We start from the raw sequence: 15,177 nt of genomic DNA, 5'->3' as shown, positions 1-15,177 counted from the left end.
TTATTCGGATTCCCTCAATAGCTCCTCGATGAGTTCCTCTTCTGATGGGACTTTCCCTCTTTGCATGATCGATTTAATTGAATCCATTAGTAGCGTCCAGGCTATATGCCAGGGGTCTCTGTCGTCTCGCTCTTTGATGTTCCCGCCGTGGGATATTTTGGAGCGATCGCCATAAGATCTCCTTGCCTTTTCGAAGACCTCCATTTTTGAATAATCTCCGTATTGAAGTTGGGCAAGGTAAAGTGCAATCCTGAAGCTGACTTCGCTCTGTACCCTGGGGAATAGTGCCTCTAGTCCAGTCCAGATATGCAGTAGAGATTGATTCCTTTCAGGGAGAGATGGTGCGGTCTCTGCTACTCGCTCGATGAAGCTGCAGACGGGGTTGCGGATTTTTATGTGGCGCCACTTGTCCACGTCTCTAGCTGAGGCTGTAAAAATTTCCGAGGTTATCGTTCTTTTGAGGGGTCCGCTTGCTGAGAGGGATGGAAAGGCGTTTGCGGAAGACCATACTCCGACTTTGGATGTTTTGTTCGTTATCCCTTCGCGGAGTCCTTCATGCATGTGCTCTCTTGAATATTCCGACTTCCTTCCGCTGATTCCAGCATATTCGTTAATCGAGTAGTTTGAAGTCAGCTGCAAAGAAAAAGGGGTCAGGCCATTTGAGTAAAGCAAGGTCTTCAGGCTGGAGAATTCTTCTGTTGTGGATTCCAGGCTGACGCCTTTGACTGCAAACTCTAGGTTGCAGCTTTTGAGCATTGATTCCGCAGCTGCCCATGGCAGGTGAACTCTATGCTGCGTTGCAAGTTCTGCCCAATCGAATATGCTGACGTTCCATTTCCTTGGTATTACTCCAAATCTTCCCTCCCATATGGGCTCCCCTTCTTCTGGTGGCAGGAGGTTTGTTGCAGGTGAGTAGTACACCCCTCTGTCGTCTGGAACAAATATTCCTTCGTCTTCTTCCAATTTTTCATCCCTCTGTTAGGCTTTGCTGAATTAAGCTTTATGTGATCAAGGCGACGGCGCGAGCGCCGTCGCAGCGGCCTCCGGCCGCCGCTCGGGCTGCGGGCTGCCGCCCGGTCCCGAGCGCGGCCGACGGCCGTCCTGGTTGGCATCTTGACGCGGCCCGCAGACGAACGGTTGCCGTTCCGGAGAAATCGCCTTCTGACGTGCTCAGATCCCGAGGCACCCGATAGCGGAGTGCGACTGTCTGGAGTGACCGACCCCGGCGCTATCGGGCACCTCGGCCCGGAACCGTGGTTGCCGAAGTCTCGTGGCCGGGGGAGCGGGGGCAGGCGGAGGAGCGCACGCGCGGCACTGCTCTGGCGGACCGCCTTCCCCTACGTCGAGGCAGGCCGGAGACACCTCGAAGTGACAGCAGCGGTGACAGCAACGACAGCAACCGGGGATGGACCCACCCGGACCCGAGCGGACATCCATCCCGCAGGCCAGCACCGCGACCCACCACCTACCCCGCCTGAAAAGCGGAAGGTCGGCGGTTCGACCCCGCCCCTAGCCACTCCAGGCAGACATGCACAAAGGCCCCGCCACCTGCGCAAGCAGACGGCGGGGTTTTTGCGTTGCCCGGCGGTTGTCAGCGGGCTCACGGTGGGAGGTGCGGTGAGGGTCCCCGTGGAGCTGGTCGGTGCCCGGGTCGCACGGACCGCCTTCGACCACCAGGTCCGGATCCTCTTCACCGGTCACGGCCCCGACGGCCGTGTCCGCCTTGAGGCCGAACTCGTCATCGAAACAGCGTTGTCCCTGACGGGCCCGGACGACAGCCGAGCCCTCCTGACACCTGGAACCGGTACCCGGCTGGCACCGCTGCTCGGCCTGTTCACCAGGATCGTCACCGCGGTCGAGGTCACGGGACGCGGAACCCTGAGCCTCGGCTTCGACGACGGCACGGGGTTGGGGGTGGACCCGGATCCCGTCCACGAGTCGTGGGGGCTGACCGGCTTCGGGTTCGATCCCGTCCTCGTGGGTCCTGGTGGAGAGGCCGGCTGGCGGCGCTGACCGTCAGCGGCCCCGGTCCGCGTCCCGTCCGAGGGGCGGACTTTCCCGGACGCCGTGCCGCGATCCCCGGGCCGCTCCGGGCGGCGGGGTGACGCCGACCACGGCGTGCGCGGGGCTCCTCGGGTAGTGTCCGGACCCGTGAGCCACGTGACCGCAGCTGACGGAACCCGGATCTGGTACGACGTCCTCGGGCAGGGCGACCCGCTCCTGCTCCTCAACGGGCAGTCCCTCGACCACGAGATGTGGGACGGGGTGCACGCCGACCTGGCCCGGCGCCACCGGGTCGTGCGGATGGACTTCCGGGGGACCGGCGGCAGCGACGCGCCCCTGGACGAGCCCTACACCTTCGGTCTGTTCGTGGACGACGCCCTCACCGTCCTGGACGCCCTGGACATCTCCCGCACGCACGTCTACGGGTTCTCCATGGGAGGGAAGGTCGCCCAGACCTTCGCGGCGACCCAGCCCGGACGCCTCGGCGCGCTCGTGCTGGGCTCCACCGCGCCGGGCGGGAGCAACGAGGTGGAGCGCCCGCGGTCGGCCACCCTCGCGCTGCGCCGGGCCAGCACGGCCGAGGGGCGCGACCTGATCGCCGAACTCTTCTACGGTCCCGAGTGGGCCGCCGCCCACCCCGACACGGTCACCCGCGTCCTGCCGCGCGGGCCGCTGCGCGCCCAGCGCCTGCACTTCGGCGCCAGCTCGGGCTACGACGGCTGGGACCTGCTGCCCTCCGTCCAGGCGCCGACACTGGTCGTGCACGGTGAGGACGACGTCCTCACCCCGGTCGGCAACGCCGCCCTGCTGGCGGAGCGCGTCCCCGACGCCCGGCTGCTGGTCCTGCCCGGCATGCGCCACGGCTACCTGCACGAGGACGCGGCCAAGGCCACGCGCGAGGTGCTGGACTTCCTGGCGGAGCACCCGCTTCCCGCGCGGGGCTGACCGGGGCCGCCGACCGTGCGCTACGGAGCGGGCGGGCCCGGCGGGAAGTCGCTGCGCAGCCTGTCCAGCATGCGGCGGTCGCGCTTGGTCGGCCGTCCGGCTCCCCGGTCGCGCCTGATGACGGGCGTGGTCGCCTGGGGCGGAGGCGTCGGTGTCCTGTCGGTGTAGCAGCGTGCGGCGATCGGCGCGCTCACGCGCTTCTCGATGACATGGCCCACATCGACCGTGCGCGTGGTCCCGTGCAGCCGGACGCGCACCTCGTCGCCGACCTTGACCGTGGTGGCGGGTTTGGCCGGGCGGTCGTTGACGCGCACGTGCCCGCCCCGGCATGCCTGGGCCGCGTCCGAGCGCGTCTTCGTCAGGCGTACCGCCCACAGCCAGCGGTCGACCCGGGTGCTCTCCGGGCCCGACGGCAGGGGCGCCGAGAACTCGTTCACGCCGGTTCCTTCCACTCTCCGGGGCGTTTCCCGCCACTCTAGGCGGCCGCCGGTACGAAGTACTCCGAAGTCGCGCTAGAGTTGTTCATGCAGCGAGGTCCTGTGGAGCAGTTAGGAGTGCTCGCCACCCTGTCAAGGTGGAGGCCGCGGGTTCAAATCCCGTCAGGACCGCATGATGGAGGCCCGGTGTCGACAGACACCGGGCCTTCGGCGTTCTGCGGCGGACACGGACACAGAAGGGCATGAGGGACCTTGGGTTACCGGTACGCCGTCGAGCGGACCGACCATTCGGCCCTGGCGAGCGGACACGTGCTGCGGTCCGCGCCGGGGTTTCCGGGCTTCCCGGTGCGGCTGGCCAGTGAGCTGTTCCAGCGCGCGATGGTGCACACCGGAGGGGAACCCGTCCGCCTGTGGGACCCGTGCTGCGGCAGCGGGTACCTGGCGACGGTGCTGGGCCTGCTGCACCGCGACCTGCTCACCGGCGTCCGCGCCACCGACGTGGACGCCGAAGCGGTCGCCCTGGCCGCGCGCAATCTGAGGCTGCTGACCGCCGAGGGGCTCGCGGAACGCGAGGAGGAGCTGCGCCGTTCCGCCCGGGACTTCGGCCGCGTGGCCTTCGTGGAGCGCGCCGAGGCCGCCCGCGACCTGGCGGCGGGGCTGGCCGCGCAGGGCGGCGACCTGCCCCACGAGGCGGCCGTGGCCGACGTGTTCTCCCTGGAGGAGGGCGTGGAAGCCGACCTGGTCGTGACGGACGTGCCCTACGGCGAGATGACGCGGTGGGAGGGGAACGTTCCCGGCGGCGCCGGTGAGCCGATGCGGGGGCTGCTGGCCTCCCTGGGCCGGGTGCTGCCCGAGCACGCCGTCGTGGTGGTGACCGCCCGCACCCGGCGGGTCGCCCTGCCCGAGGGCGTGCGCGCGCTGGAGCGGGTGAAGGTGGGAAACCGGGCCGCGGTGCTGGTGCGCGCCCGCGACATCGCGCCCTAGACAACCGTCCCGCGGTTTCCGGCCGCGGCGCCGTCCACGTGCTCACGGTTGTCCACAGGCTGTGGACGGCCGTGCGGCGCCCACCCGCTTCCACGCGCGGCCTCCGCTTCCCGATCCCGTGGGCGACTCCCCGGCGCGGCACCGGACGTCCCGGTGACCGGTCCCGTCCCCGGCAGCCTCATCCCCGCACGTGGGCGAAGGCCCGCCAGGCGTACAGGGCCACTGCCAGGGCGACCGCCGCCAGCAGTACGAAGCCCAGCGTGTAGGCCCCGGTCGCCTGGTACACCGCCCCCATGAGCAGCGGCGGGAAGTAGCCGCCGAGCCCGCCGGCCGCGCCCACCAGGCCCGTGACCGTGCCCACCCTCGACGGCTCCACCAGCTTGGCCACCAGCGCGAACACGGCCCCGGTGCCCAGCCCCAGCGACACCGCGATCAGCACGAACGCGGCACCGGCGGGGAACTCCGCGGGCGGGTGCAGGGCCAGCACGACCGCGAACACGCAGGTGCCGAGGAACGAGATCAGGCACACCCGCACCGGGCCGATCCGGTCCGACAGGACGCCGCCGACCGGCCGGGCGGCCACGGCCGCCACCGCGAACCCGGCGGTGCGCAGTCCCGCGGCGGTCTGCGCGTAGTCGTAGGCCAGCGTCAGCAGCGTCGGCAGGTAGGTCGAGAAGGCCACGAAGCCGCCGAAGGCGACCGCGTACAGCAGCGACGCCTGCCAGGTCGCCCGCAGCCGCACGGCCTCCCCCATGCGCGGCAGCGCGGGCTCCGTGCGCGGCCGCCACTCCGGCGAGTCCCGGCACATCAGCCACATCACCACGCCCATGACCGCCAGCGCCGCGCACAGCAGCAGGTGGGTGGTGAACAGCCCCACCGAGTCCACCAGCCAGGGGGTGAGGAAGGACGACAGGGCGGTGCCGCCCATCCCCGCGCCGAACACGCCCGTCGCGAACCCGCGCCGGTTCGCCGGGTACCAGGCGTTCACGAACGGGATGCCGACCGCGAACGACGTCCCGGCGACACCGAGGACGAATCCCCACAGCAGCAGCATCCCGTAGGAGTCGCCCGAGACCCCCACCAGGAACGTCGGCACGATGCTCGCGAAGCACAGGGCCGTGAACATCAGCCGCCCGCCGTAGCGGTCGGTCAGCGCGCCCACGGGGATGCGCCCCAACGCCCCCACCAGCACCGGGAAGGCCACCAGGATCGAGGTCTGCGTGGGCGTCAGCCCCAGGTTCTCGGTGTAGGTGCGCGACAGGGGGCCGATGAGGTTCCACGCCCAGAAGGTGAGCGTGAACGCCGCCGTGGCCAGCGCGAGGTTGCCGCCCGCCGTGCCGCGGCGCGACACCCTTTTTCCCGATTCCGTACGCATATGCGCATTCCTTCCTCCGCCGTTCCAGGCGATTGTCACCCGATCCGGTGTGGGATGCGCCTTTTTCACGCCGGAGAAGGCATATTTGTTGGCGGAATGCAGTGGGTTCTGGCCCGGCGTCCCCGCTGGGGGCCAAGGAATGGTAAACGGGGTGTTGTCCGTATGGCGGCGGAAAGCAAAAAAGGCGGCGCGGGGAACGCCCTTCTGGCGCTGGGCAACCACCTCACCCGCTCCGAGCCGCTGGACGGCGACCGTGCGCAGGTCAGGAAGGGTGGCCGCCAGGGCGACTCCTTCTACCGCGACCGGTGGAGCCACGACCGCGTGGTCCGTTCCACGCACGGCGTGAACTGCACGGGTTCGTGTTCCTGGGACGTCTACGTCAAGGACGGAATCATCACCTGGGAAACGCAGGCCACCGACTACCCCTCGGTCGGCCCGGACCGCCCCGAATACGAACCGCGCGGATGTCCGCGCGGCGCCGCCTTCTCCTGGTACACCTATTCGCCCACGCGCGTCCGCTATCCCTACGCGCGCGGCGTCCTCGTGCGGATGTACCGCGAGGCGCGCGCCCGTCTGGGCGACCCGGTGGCGGCCTGGGAGGAGATCACCACCGACCCCGACCGGCGCGCCCGCTACCAGCGGGCCCGGGGCAAGGGCGGGCTGGTCCGGATCACCTGGGACGAGGCCCTGGAGATCGCCGCCGCCGCGCACGTGCTCACCATCCGAAGGTACGGGCCGGACCGCGTCGCCGGGTTCTCGCCGATCCCCGCGATGTCGATGGTCTCCCACGGCGTGGGCGCGCGCTTCGTGAACCTGCTCGGCGGCTCCATGCTGTCCTTCTACGACTGGTACGCCGACCTGCCCGTGGCCTCGCCGCAGGTGTTCGGCGACCAGACCGACGTCCCCGAGTCCGGTGACTGGTGGGACGCGGCCTACCTGGTGCTGTGGGGCTCCAACGTCCCCGTCACCCGCACCCCCGACGCCCACTGGATGGCCGAGGCCCGCTACCGGGGCCAGAAGGTGGTCGTCGTCTCCCCGGACTACAGCGACGCCACCAAGTTCGCCGACGAGTGGCTGGCGCCCCACCCGGGCACGGACGGGGCCCTGGCGATGGCCATGGGGCACGTGATCCTCAAGGAGCGGTTCGTCGACCGCACCACGCCGCGCTTCGACGACTACGTGCGCCGCTACACCGACCTGCCGTTCCTGGTGTCCCTGGACAGCCGCGACGGCCGCCTCGTCCCCGGCAAGTTCCTCACCGCCGCCGACCTGGGGGACACGGGGGAGAACGCCGAGTGGAAACCGGTGTTCTGGCCGGAGGGCGAGGACGCCCCCGTCGCGCCCAACGGCACCGTCGGCCACCGCTGGGGCGAGGCCGGGACAGGACGGTGGAACCTGGACCTGGAGGGCCGCGTCCCCGCCCTCACCCTCTACGCGGAGGGCGGGGAGGCCGCCGAGGTCGCCCTGAACCGCTTCGACACCCCCGGCGGCACGGCCGGGGTCCTCACCCGCGGCGTCCCGGTCCGCAGGGTCGGCGGACGCCTCGTCACCACCGTCTTCGACCTGGTCCTGGCCCAGTACGGGGTGCACCGGCACGACCTGCCCGGCACCTGGCCCACCGGCTACGACGACGCCGCCGAGCCCTGCACGCCCGCCTGGCAGGCCGAACTCACCGGGGTCCCCGCCGACCGGGCGGCCCGCATCGCCCGCGAGTTCGCCGCCACCGCCGAGGAGTCCGGCGGCCGGGCCATGATCATCCTCGGCGCGGGCACCAACCAGTGGTTCCACGGCGAGAACGCCTACCGCGCCTTCCTGTCCCTGCTGCTGCTCACCGGTTGCCAGGGCGTCAACGGCGGCGGCTGGGCCCACTACGTCGGCCAGGAGAAGTGCCGCACCTCCGCCGGGTGGGCCGCGTTCGCCTCCGCCGCGGACTGGACCCGGCCGCAGCGCTTCATGGCCGGAACCTCCTACTGGTACCTGCACACCGACCAGTGGCGCTACGACACCTACCGCGCCGACGCCCTCGCCTCGCCGCTCGGCCCGGGGCGGGTGCGCGGCCAGCACACCGCCGACCTGGTCGCCGCCTCGGCCCGCATGGGGTGGATGCCCTCCTACCCGACCTTCGACCGCAACCCGATCGACCTGGGGCGCGAGGCGCGCGAGCGCGGGCAGGACCCCGCGGAGTACGTCGCCGACCAGCTCCACAGCGGCGACCTGCGCTTCGCCGCCGAGGACCCCGACGCCCCCGCCAACTGGCCCCGGGTCCTCACCGTGTGGCGGTCCAACCTGTTCGGCTCCTCGGCCAAGGGCAACGAGTACTTCCTCAAGCACCTGCTCGGCACCCGCTCCAACCTGCTGGCCGAGCCCGCCGGGCCCGCGGACCGGCCCGCCGACGTCACCTGGCGCGAGGAGGTCCCCGAGGGCAAGCTCGACCTGCTGCTGTCCATCGACTTCCGGATGACCAGCACGACCCTGCTGTCCGACATCGTGCTGCCCGCCGCGACCTGGTACGAGAAGCACGACCTGTCCACCACGGACATGCACCCCTACGTGCACTCGTTCAACCCGGCCATCGACCCGCCCTGGGAGACCCGCACCGACTTCGACGCCTTCCACGCCCTGGCCAGGGCGTTCAGCGCGCTGGCCGCCGACCACCTGGACGAGGTCACCGACCTGGTGGCCGTACCCCACCAGCACGACACCCCCGGCGAACTGGCCCAGCCGCACGGCGTCCCGCCGGACTGGAAGGCGGAGGGCGCGCGGCCCGTCCCCGGCCGGACCATGCCCGCGATCGTGCCCGTGCGCCGCAACTACTCCGAGGTCGCGCAGAAGCTGGCCGCCCTGGGGCCGCTGGCCGAGTCCCGGGGGCTGCCGGTCAAGGGCGTGTCCTTCACCCCGGACCAGGAGGTGGGGTGGCTGCGCCAGCGCAACGGCGCCGTCCGGGGCGGGGTCGCCGACGGCCGTCCCTCCCTGGACACCGACGTCAAGGCCTGCGAGATGATCCTGGCGCTGTCCGGCACCAGCAACGGCCGCCTGGCCGCGCAGGGCTTCCGCCTCCTGGCCGAGCGCACCGGCACCGACATGGACGAGCTGATCCACCAGGCCGCCGAGCGCCGGGTGGTCTTCTCCGACGCGAGCCGGGGGCCCACGGCGGTGGGCTCCAGCCCGGAGTGGTCGGGCAAGGAGGCCCCCGACCGCCGGTACTCGCCGTTCACCATCAACGTCGAGCACGACAAGCCCTGGCACACCCTCACCGGTCGCCAGCACTTCTACCTCGACCACGACTGGATGCACGAGTTCGGCGAGGCCCTGCCCGTCTACCGGCCGCCGCTCGACATCAGCCGCCTGTTCGGCGAGCCCCGCCTCGGCCCGACCGGCCAGCGCGAGGTGGTCGTGCGCTACCTGACCCCGCACTCCAAGTGGTCGATCCACTCCGAGTACCAGGACAACCTGCTGCTCCAGACCCTCTCCCGCGGCGGCCCCACGATCTGGATGAGCCCGGCCGACGCCGAGGCGATCGGCGCCGCCGACAACGACTGGGTGGAGGCGGTCAACCGCAACGGCGTGGTGGTGGCGCGGCTGGTGGTCTCGCACCGGATGCCCGCCGGAACCGTGTACATGTACCACGTCCAGGAGCGCACCATCGACGTGCCCAAGTCCGAGACCACCGGCAGGCGCGGCGGCATCCACAACTCGCTCACGCGCCTGCTGGTCAAGCCCACCCACCTCATCGGCGGCTACGCGCAGCTCTCCTACGCCTTCAACTACCTCGGCCCGACCGGCAACCAGCGCGACGAGGTCACCGTCGTGCGCAAGCGGACCACGGAGGTGCGTTACTGATGGCACAGGCCCACGGCGGCGGGGGCGGGACCGGCGGCTCCGGAGGGGACCGGCCGGTCGGCAGGGTCATGGCGCAGGTCGCCATGGTGATGAACCTGGACAAGTGCATCGGCTGCCACACGTGCTCGGTCACCTGCAAACAGGCCTGGACCAACCGCAGCGGCGTCGAGTACGTGTGGTTCAACAACGTCGAGACGCGGCCCGGGCAGGGCTACCCGCGCACCTACCAGGACCAGGAGCGCTGGAAGGGCGGCTGGGTCCTCGACTCCAGGGGGCGGCTCAGGCCCCGCGCGGGCGGGCGGCTCAAACGGCTGGCCACCATCTTCGCCAACCCGGTGATGCCCTCCCTCCAGGACTACTACGAGCCCTGGACCTACGACTACGAGACGCTGACCAACGCGCCCCTGGGCGACGACTTCCCGGTGGCCGAGCCCCGGTCGGCGCTCACCGGCGAGCCCATGAAGGTCAGCTGGAGCGCCAACTGGGACGACGACCTCGGCGGCGGACCCGAGCTGACCCGGCGGGACCCGATCGTGCGCAGGCTCGGCGACAGGGTGCGGTTCTCCTTCGAGGAGACCTTCATGTTCTACCTGCCGCGCATCTGCGAGCACTGCCTCAACCCGTCGTGCGTGGCCGCCTGCCCCAGCGGCGCCCTGTACAAGCGGGTCGAGGACGGCATCGTCCTGGTCGACCAGGACCGCTGCCGGGGCTGGCGCATGTGCGTCACCGGCTGCCCGTACAAGAAGGTCTACTTCAACCACAAGACGGGCAAGGCCGAGAAGTGCACGTTCTGCTACCCGCGGGTGGAGGTGGGCATGCCCACCGTCTGCTCCGAGACGTGCGTGGGGCGGCTGCGCTACCTGGGCGTGGTCCTGTACGACGCCGACCGGGTCCGCGAGGCGGCGTCGGTGGCGGACGAGAGGGACCTGTACCGCGCCCAGCTCGACGTGTTCCTCGACCCCTCCGACCCGGCCGTGCGCGCCGCGGCCCGACGCGACGGCATCCCCGACCGCTGGGTGGAGTCGGCCGCCCGCTCCCCGGTCTACGCGCTGGCCAAGCGCTTCCGGGTGGCGCTGCCGCTGCACCCGGAGTACCGCACGATGCCCATGGTCTGGTACATCCCGCCGCTGTCGCCGGTGGTGGACGCGCTCTCCTCCACCGGGCACGACGGTGAGGACGCCGACAACCTCTTCGCCGCCATCGACACCCTGCGCATCCCCGTGGAGTACCTGGCCGAGCTGTTCACCGCGGGCGACACCGGCCCCGTGGACCTGGTCCTGCGGCGGCTCGCGGCCATGCGCTCCCACATGCGCCGGATCAACCTGGGCCGGGAGCGCGACGACTCCATCGCCGCCTCCGTCGGGATGACCGGCACCGAGATCGAGGACATGTACCGGCTCCTGGCCCTGGCCAAGTACGACGAGCGCTACGTCATCCCCACCGCCTACGGGGTGGACGAGGCCGACCGCGGGGTCATCGACGAGGTCGGGTGCAGCCTCGACTTCGAGGGCGGGCCGGGCATGGGCGGCATGGGCGGGGGCGTGCCCTTCGGCGAGGCCTCCGGGCAGCCCCAGGCGGCGACCGTGGAGAACTTCCACGCCCTGCGCACCCGCCAGACCAGCGACTCCCAGGCGGACACGAGCGGCCGGGTCAACCTCCTCAACTGGGACGGCAACGGCCGACCCGCAGGGCTCTTCCCACCCCGACGGGGTGGTGACGACGACGGCGGCGGTGGCGGCGAGACCGCGCCGCCGAGGAGGGGGAGAGGATGAGCACCACCGCTGACGCAGGGGGAGCGGACGGGACGGTACGGAGCGGCACCGGGTGGCTGGGGGAGGCGCGCGCCATCCGCCGGGCGCACCGCGTGGCGGTCACCCACCAGGCCGCCTCGGTCCTGCTCGGCTACCCCGACCAGGCCTTCTTCGAACGCCTGCCGCTGGTGGCCCGCGCGGTCGCCGAGCTGCCGAGGGGAGGGGTGCGCACGGCGCTCCAGGAGTTCTGCGACCACGCCTCCACCGTCTCCGAACTGGAGCTGTGCGAGCACTACGTGGACGTGTTCGACCTGCGCAGGCGCAGGACCCTGCACATGACCTACTACACCGACGGCGACACCCGCCGCAGGGGGCACGCCCTGGCCGAGATCAAGCGCGTCTACGCCGAGGCCGGGTGGCGGGTGGAGAACCGCGAGCTGCCCGACCACCTGGCGGTGGTCCTGGAGTTCGCGGCCAGGGGCGACGCGCGCGCGGGCGAGGCCCTGCTGCTGCGCTTCCGGCCGGGCCTGGAGCTGATGGCCCGGACCCTGCACGACCACGGCACGCCCTACGCGCGGATCGTGGACGCGGTCCGCATGACCCTGCCCGCCCAGGAGCGCGGGGACCTGGAGGCCGTGCGCAAGCTCGCGGCCCAGGGGCCGCCCGCCGAGGACGTGGGCCTGGAACCGTACGGGGTGCGGGCGCCGCTGCCGCGGACCGAGGCCCCCGGGTACGACCGGGAGGAGCGGTGAACGGGTACGGCGCGCTCGACCTGCTGCTGTGGGGTGTCCTGCCCTACGCGGTCCTCGTCCTGGTGGTGGGCGGCCTCCTCTGGCGGTACCGGTACGACCGGTTCGGCTGGACCACCCGCTCGTCGGAGCTGTACGAGTCCAGGCTGCTGCGGATCGGCAGCCCGCTGTTCCACATCGGCCTGCTCCTGGTGATCGGCGGCCACGCGGTGGGGCTGCTCGTGCCCGAGGGCTGGACCCGGGCGCTCGGGGTGTCCGACACCGTCTACCACGTCACCGCCCTGTCGCTCGGGCTCGTGGCGGGGGTGTGCACGCTCGGCGGGATCGTCCTGCTGATCTGGCGCCGCCGCACGACGGGGCCGGTGTTCAGCGCCACCACGCGCAACGACAAGCTCATGTACCTGGTGCTGGTCCTGGCCATCGTCACCGGGCTGGGCATGACCGCCTACTTCGCCGGGGTGGAGGTGGCGGGCGGGCACACCCAGGACTACCGGCGGACGGTGTCGCCGTGGTTCCGCTCCATCTGGGTGCTCCAGCCCGACGTCGCGGCGATGTCCGCCGCCGAGGCCCCGTACAAGCTGCACGCCCTCGTCGGCCTGGGACTGTTCGCCCTGCTGCCCTTCACCCGTCTGGTGCACGCGTTCAGCGCGCCGATCGGCTACCTCTTCCGTCCCTACGTCGTCTACCGCACGCGGGACCGGTACCCGACCGCCGCGGGGCAGGCGGAGCGGCCCGCCCGCCGGGGCTGGTGACCCGGCCTCCCGTGTGGCCCGCCAGCGCGGCCCGGTCCCTCGTGCGGCCCGGCCTCCCATGACGCCCAGGCCGTCCGTGCGGCCCGCCCCGGTCACGGACGGTGACCGCGTGACCGGGGTGTGCGCGGCGGTTATGTGTGGGAACGTGGTCATTGGCCCGCGCACACCGCGTGCGCGAACACGGGGAGTGGGAGAGAGTGCCATGGACCTGACGGTCGTCGACGTTCCGGAACGCTCGCGCTACGAGGTGAGCGCGGACGGGGCGGTGGTGGGGTTCTCCGCCTACCACCTGATCGACAAGGGCGTGTACGCCCTGCCGCACGTGGAGGTCGACCCCTCCTTCGAGGGCAAGGGTGTGGCGAGCCGCCTCATGCGCGACTCCCTGGACCACATCCGGTCGCGGGGGCTCAAGATCGTGCCGATCTGCCCGTTCGCGCGGGCCTACCTCAAGAAGAACCCGTCCTACGCGGACCTGGTCCACGAGGGCTGAGCCCGCGGCCGCGCGCGGGGCCCTCCGGGGCGGCCCCGCGGACCGGAGGCGGATAACGGGGACATCACCATCCGGGCACGGCGTGTCCCGGATGGTGATTACGCGAACTTCAGGGGTATGTGGGAGCGGTTGTCCTCTCATGGAACGAAGGAGCCCCGCCCCGTGTTGCCTGCCGACCAAGCGCCCACCCTGGACGCACGCCTCACCGACGCGATAGCCGCGTTCAACAACGACTTCTTCTGGTCCTGGATCCTGATCCCGCTGCTGGTGGTGGTGAGCCTCTACCTCACCGTCCGGACGGGCGCCGTCCAGTTCCGGATGCTGCCGGAGATGTTCCGGGTGCTCAAGAGCAAGCCCGAGGTCGCTCCCGACGGGGGCAAGGCCGTCTCCTCGCTCCAGGCGTTCATGATCTCGGCCGCGGCCCGCATCGGCACGGGCAACATCGTCGGCGTGGCCGTCGCCATCTCCCTGGGCGGCCCGGGCGCCGTCTTCTGGATGTGGACGATGGCGATCGTGGTGTGCGCGGCCAGCTTCGTCGAGTCCACCCTGGCCCAGCTCTACAAGGTCAGGGACTCCACCGGCTACCGGGGCGGACCGGCCTACTACATGGAGAAGGGCCTGGGTCAGCGCTGGATGGGCGTGCTCTTCGCCATCGTCCTCATCCTGACCTTCCCGATGGTCTTCAACGCCGTGCAGAGCAACACCATCGCCGGGGCCGTCACCAACTCCGCCCAGAACATGAACGTGGACGCGGGCCTGGGGCTGTCGGCCGCGGTCGGGGTCGTGCTCGTCGCGGTCACCGCGATGGTGATCTTCGGCGGCGTGCGCAGGATCGCCAACACCGCGCAGGCGCTGATCCCGACCTTCGCGCTGATCTACCTGATCATGGGCGTCATCATCGTGGGGATGAACTTCGAGCGCGTCCCCGGGATGTTCGCGCTCATCTTCGAGCACGCCTTCGGCATCCGCGAGTTCGCCGCAGCCGGTCTGGGCACGGTGATCATCCAGGGCGTGCGCCGGGGCATGTTCTCCAACGAGGCGGGACTGGGATCGGCCCCCAACGCCGCGGCCAGCGCCGCCGTCACCCACCCCGCCAAGCAGGGCCTGGTGCAGACCCTCGGCGTCTACTTCGACACCCTCGTGGTCTGCTCCATCACGGCCTTCATCATCCTCATCGGCTACGAGGGCGGCTCCGAGCGCGAGCTGGAGGGCGACCTCACCCAGATCGCGGTCACCGAGGCGCTCGGCCCCTGGGCGCTGCACCTGATGACGCTGATCATCCTCCTGGTCGCGTTCACGTCGGTGCTGGGCAACTACTACTACGGTGAGTCGAACCTGGAGTACCTGACCGCCGACCGGCGCGTCATGCTCGGCTACAAGATCGTCTTCCTCGTGGCCAGCTTCCTCGGCTCCCTGGGCTCGATCGACCTGGTCTGGACGCTGGCGGACACGACCATGGGCATGATGGCGCTGATCAACCTCGTGGCCATCGCACCGCTGGCCGCGATCGCGGCGCGGGTGCTCAAGGACTACAACGACCAGCGGCGCCAGGGCATCGACCCCGTGTTCACGCGGGACCGGCTGCCCGACCTGCGGGGCGTGGAGTGCTGGGAGCCCAGGGAGAGGGAGACGACGGCCGAGGCCGACCGGGTCTGAGGGCCGCCGGACGGGGCCCGCGCCGCACCGGGGCCCCGAGCCGTCCCGTGCTCCGGACGGGGTTCTGATCCGTCCGCCGGCGGGGCGGGGGAGTACACATCCCCAGCCCCGCCGGCGTCTTCAACGGGTCATTAGATGACAGAACCCACCAGGTAAGGCTTTTCAGTGCATCTGTGTTCTTTCGGTCACGGCGA

General features: G+C 70.6%; 12 protein-coding genes and 1 tRNA gene. 10 read left to right on the top strand and 3 right to left on the bottom strand.

Annotated features, from left to right (window positions below; translation table 11 throughout):
• Nucleotides 1-963: a HEPN domain-containing protein gene (locus EV372_RS08350; protein ID WP_130395535.1), complete on the bottom strand. Its 963-nt coding sequence runs from the start codon at nt 961-963 to the stop codon at nt 1-3.
• 654 nt (nt 964-1,617) lie between these two features.
• Between EV372_RS08350 and EV372_RS08345 the strand changes: the two genes are divergently transcribed.
• Nucleotides 1,618-2,013: a DUF6188 family protein gene (locus EV372_RS08345; RefSeq protein WP_130395534.1), complete on the top strand. Its 396-nt coding sequence runs from the start codon at nt 1,618-1,620 to the stop codon at nt 2,011-2,013.
• 138 nt (nt 2,014-2,151) lie between these two features.
• Complete coding sequence (locus EV372_RS08340; RefSeq protein WP_130395533.1) at nt 2,152-2,949, top strand: alpha/beta fold hydrolase; 798 nt, start codon at nt 2,152-2,154, stop codon at nt 2,947-2,949.
• Nucleotides 2,950-2,969: 20 nt separating this feature from the next.
• On the opposite strand, the gene EV372_RS08335 is transcribed toward EV372_RS08340, so the two are convergent.
• On the bottom strand, nt 2,970-3,386 hold the full coding sequence (locus EV372_RS08335) for an RNA-binding S4 domain-containing protein (protein ID WP_130395532.1): 417 nt from the start codon (nt 3,384-3,386) through the stop codon (nt 2,970-2,972).
• 96 nt (nt 3,387-3,482) lie between these two features.
• On the opposite strand from EV372_RS08335, the gene EV372_RS08330 reads away from it, so the two are divergent.
• Nucleotides 3,483-3,557, top strand: a tRNA-Asp gene (locus EV372_RS08330).
• 81 nt (nt 3,558-3,638) lie between these two features.
• A complete protein-coding gene (locus tag EV372_RS08325) occupies nt 3,639-4,370 on the top strand; it encodes an rRNA methyltransferase (RefSeq protein WP_130395531.1) in 732 nt (243 codons plus the stop codon).
• A 178-nt stretch (nt 4,371-4,548) separates the two neighbouring features.
• On the opposite strand, the gene EV372_RS08320 is transcribed toward EV372_RS08325, so the two are convergent.
• The gene (locus EV372_RS08320) at nt 4,549-5,745 is read right to left on the bottom strand and encodes an MFS transporter (protein ID WP_130395530.1); all 1,197 of its coding nucleotides are present in this window, start codon (nt 5,743-5,745) and stop codon (nt 4,549-4,551) included.
• A 162-nt stretch (nt 5,746-5,907) separates the two neighbouring features.
• Between EV372_RS08320 and EV372_RS08315 the strand changes: the two genes are divergently transcribed.
• The 6 genes from EV372_RS08315 (at nt 5,908) to EV372_RS08290 (ending at nt 14,983) form a co-directional block, all read left to right on the top strand.
• A complete protein-coding gene (locus EV372_RS08315; protein WP_130395529.1) occupies nt 5,908-9,585 on the top strand; it encodes a nitrate reductase subunit alpha in 3,678 nt (1,225 codons plus the stop codon).
• A complete protein-coding gene (gene narH / locus EV372_RS08310) occupies nt 9,585-11,357 on the top strand; it encodes a nitrate reductase subunit beta (protein WP_130395528.1) in 1,773 nt (590 codons plus the stop codon). The genes EV372_RS08315 and narH overlap by 1 nt, the downstream gene beginning before the upstream one ends.
• Entirely contained in the window at nt 11,354-12,088 is a 735-nt protein-coding gene (gene narJ / locus EV372_RS08305; protein ID WP_130395527.1) for a nitrate reductase molybdenum cofactor assembly chaperone, read from the top strand. Before narH ends, narJ begins: the two co-directional genes overlap by 4 nt.
• A complete protein-coding gene (gene narI / locus EV372_RS08300) occupies nt 12,085-12,837 on the top strand; it encodes a respiratory nitrate reductase subunit gamma (protein ID WP_130395526.1) in 753 nt (250 codons plus the stop codon). The genes narJ and narI overlap by 4 nt, the downstream gene beginning before the upstream one ends.
• Nucleotides 12,838-13,039: 202 nt before the next feature.
• Nucleotides 13,040-13,327 (top strand): GNAT family N-acetyltransferase, encoded by a 288-nt coding sequence (locus EV372_RS08295; protein WP_013155421.1) that lies wholly within the window; start codon nt 13,040-13,042, stop codon nt 13,325-13,327.
• Between the two features lie 162 nt (nt 13,328-13,489).
• On the top strand, nt 13,490-14,983 hold the full coding sequence (locus tag EV372_RS08290; protein ID WP_130395525.1) for an alanine/glycine:cation symporter family protein: 1,494 nt from the start codon (nt 13,490-13,492) through the stop codon (nt 14,981-14,983).
• The last annotated feature ends 194 nt before the right edge of the window (nt 14,984-15,177 follow it).

The organism is Nocardiopsis sp. CNZ308 (assembly GCF_004217075.1).
This window is presented reverse-complemented; position numbering and strand designations above follow the sequence as displayed.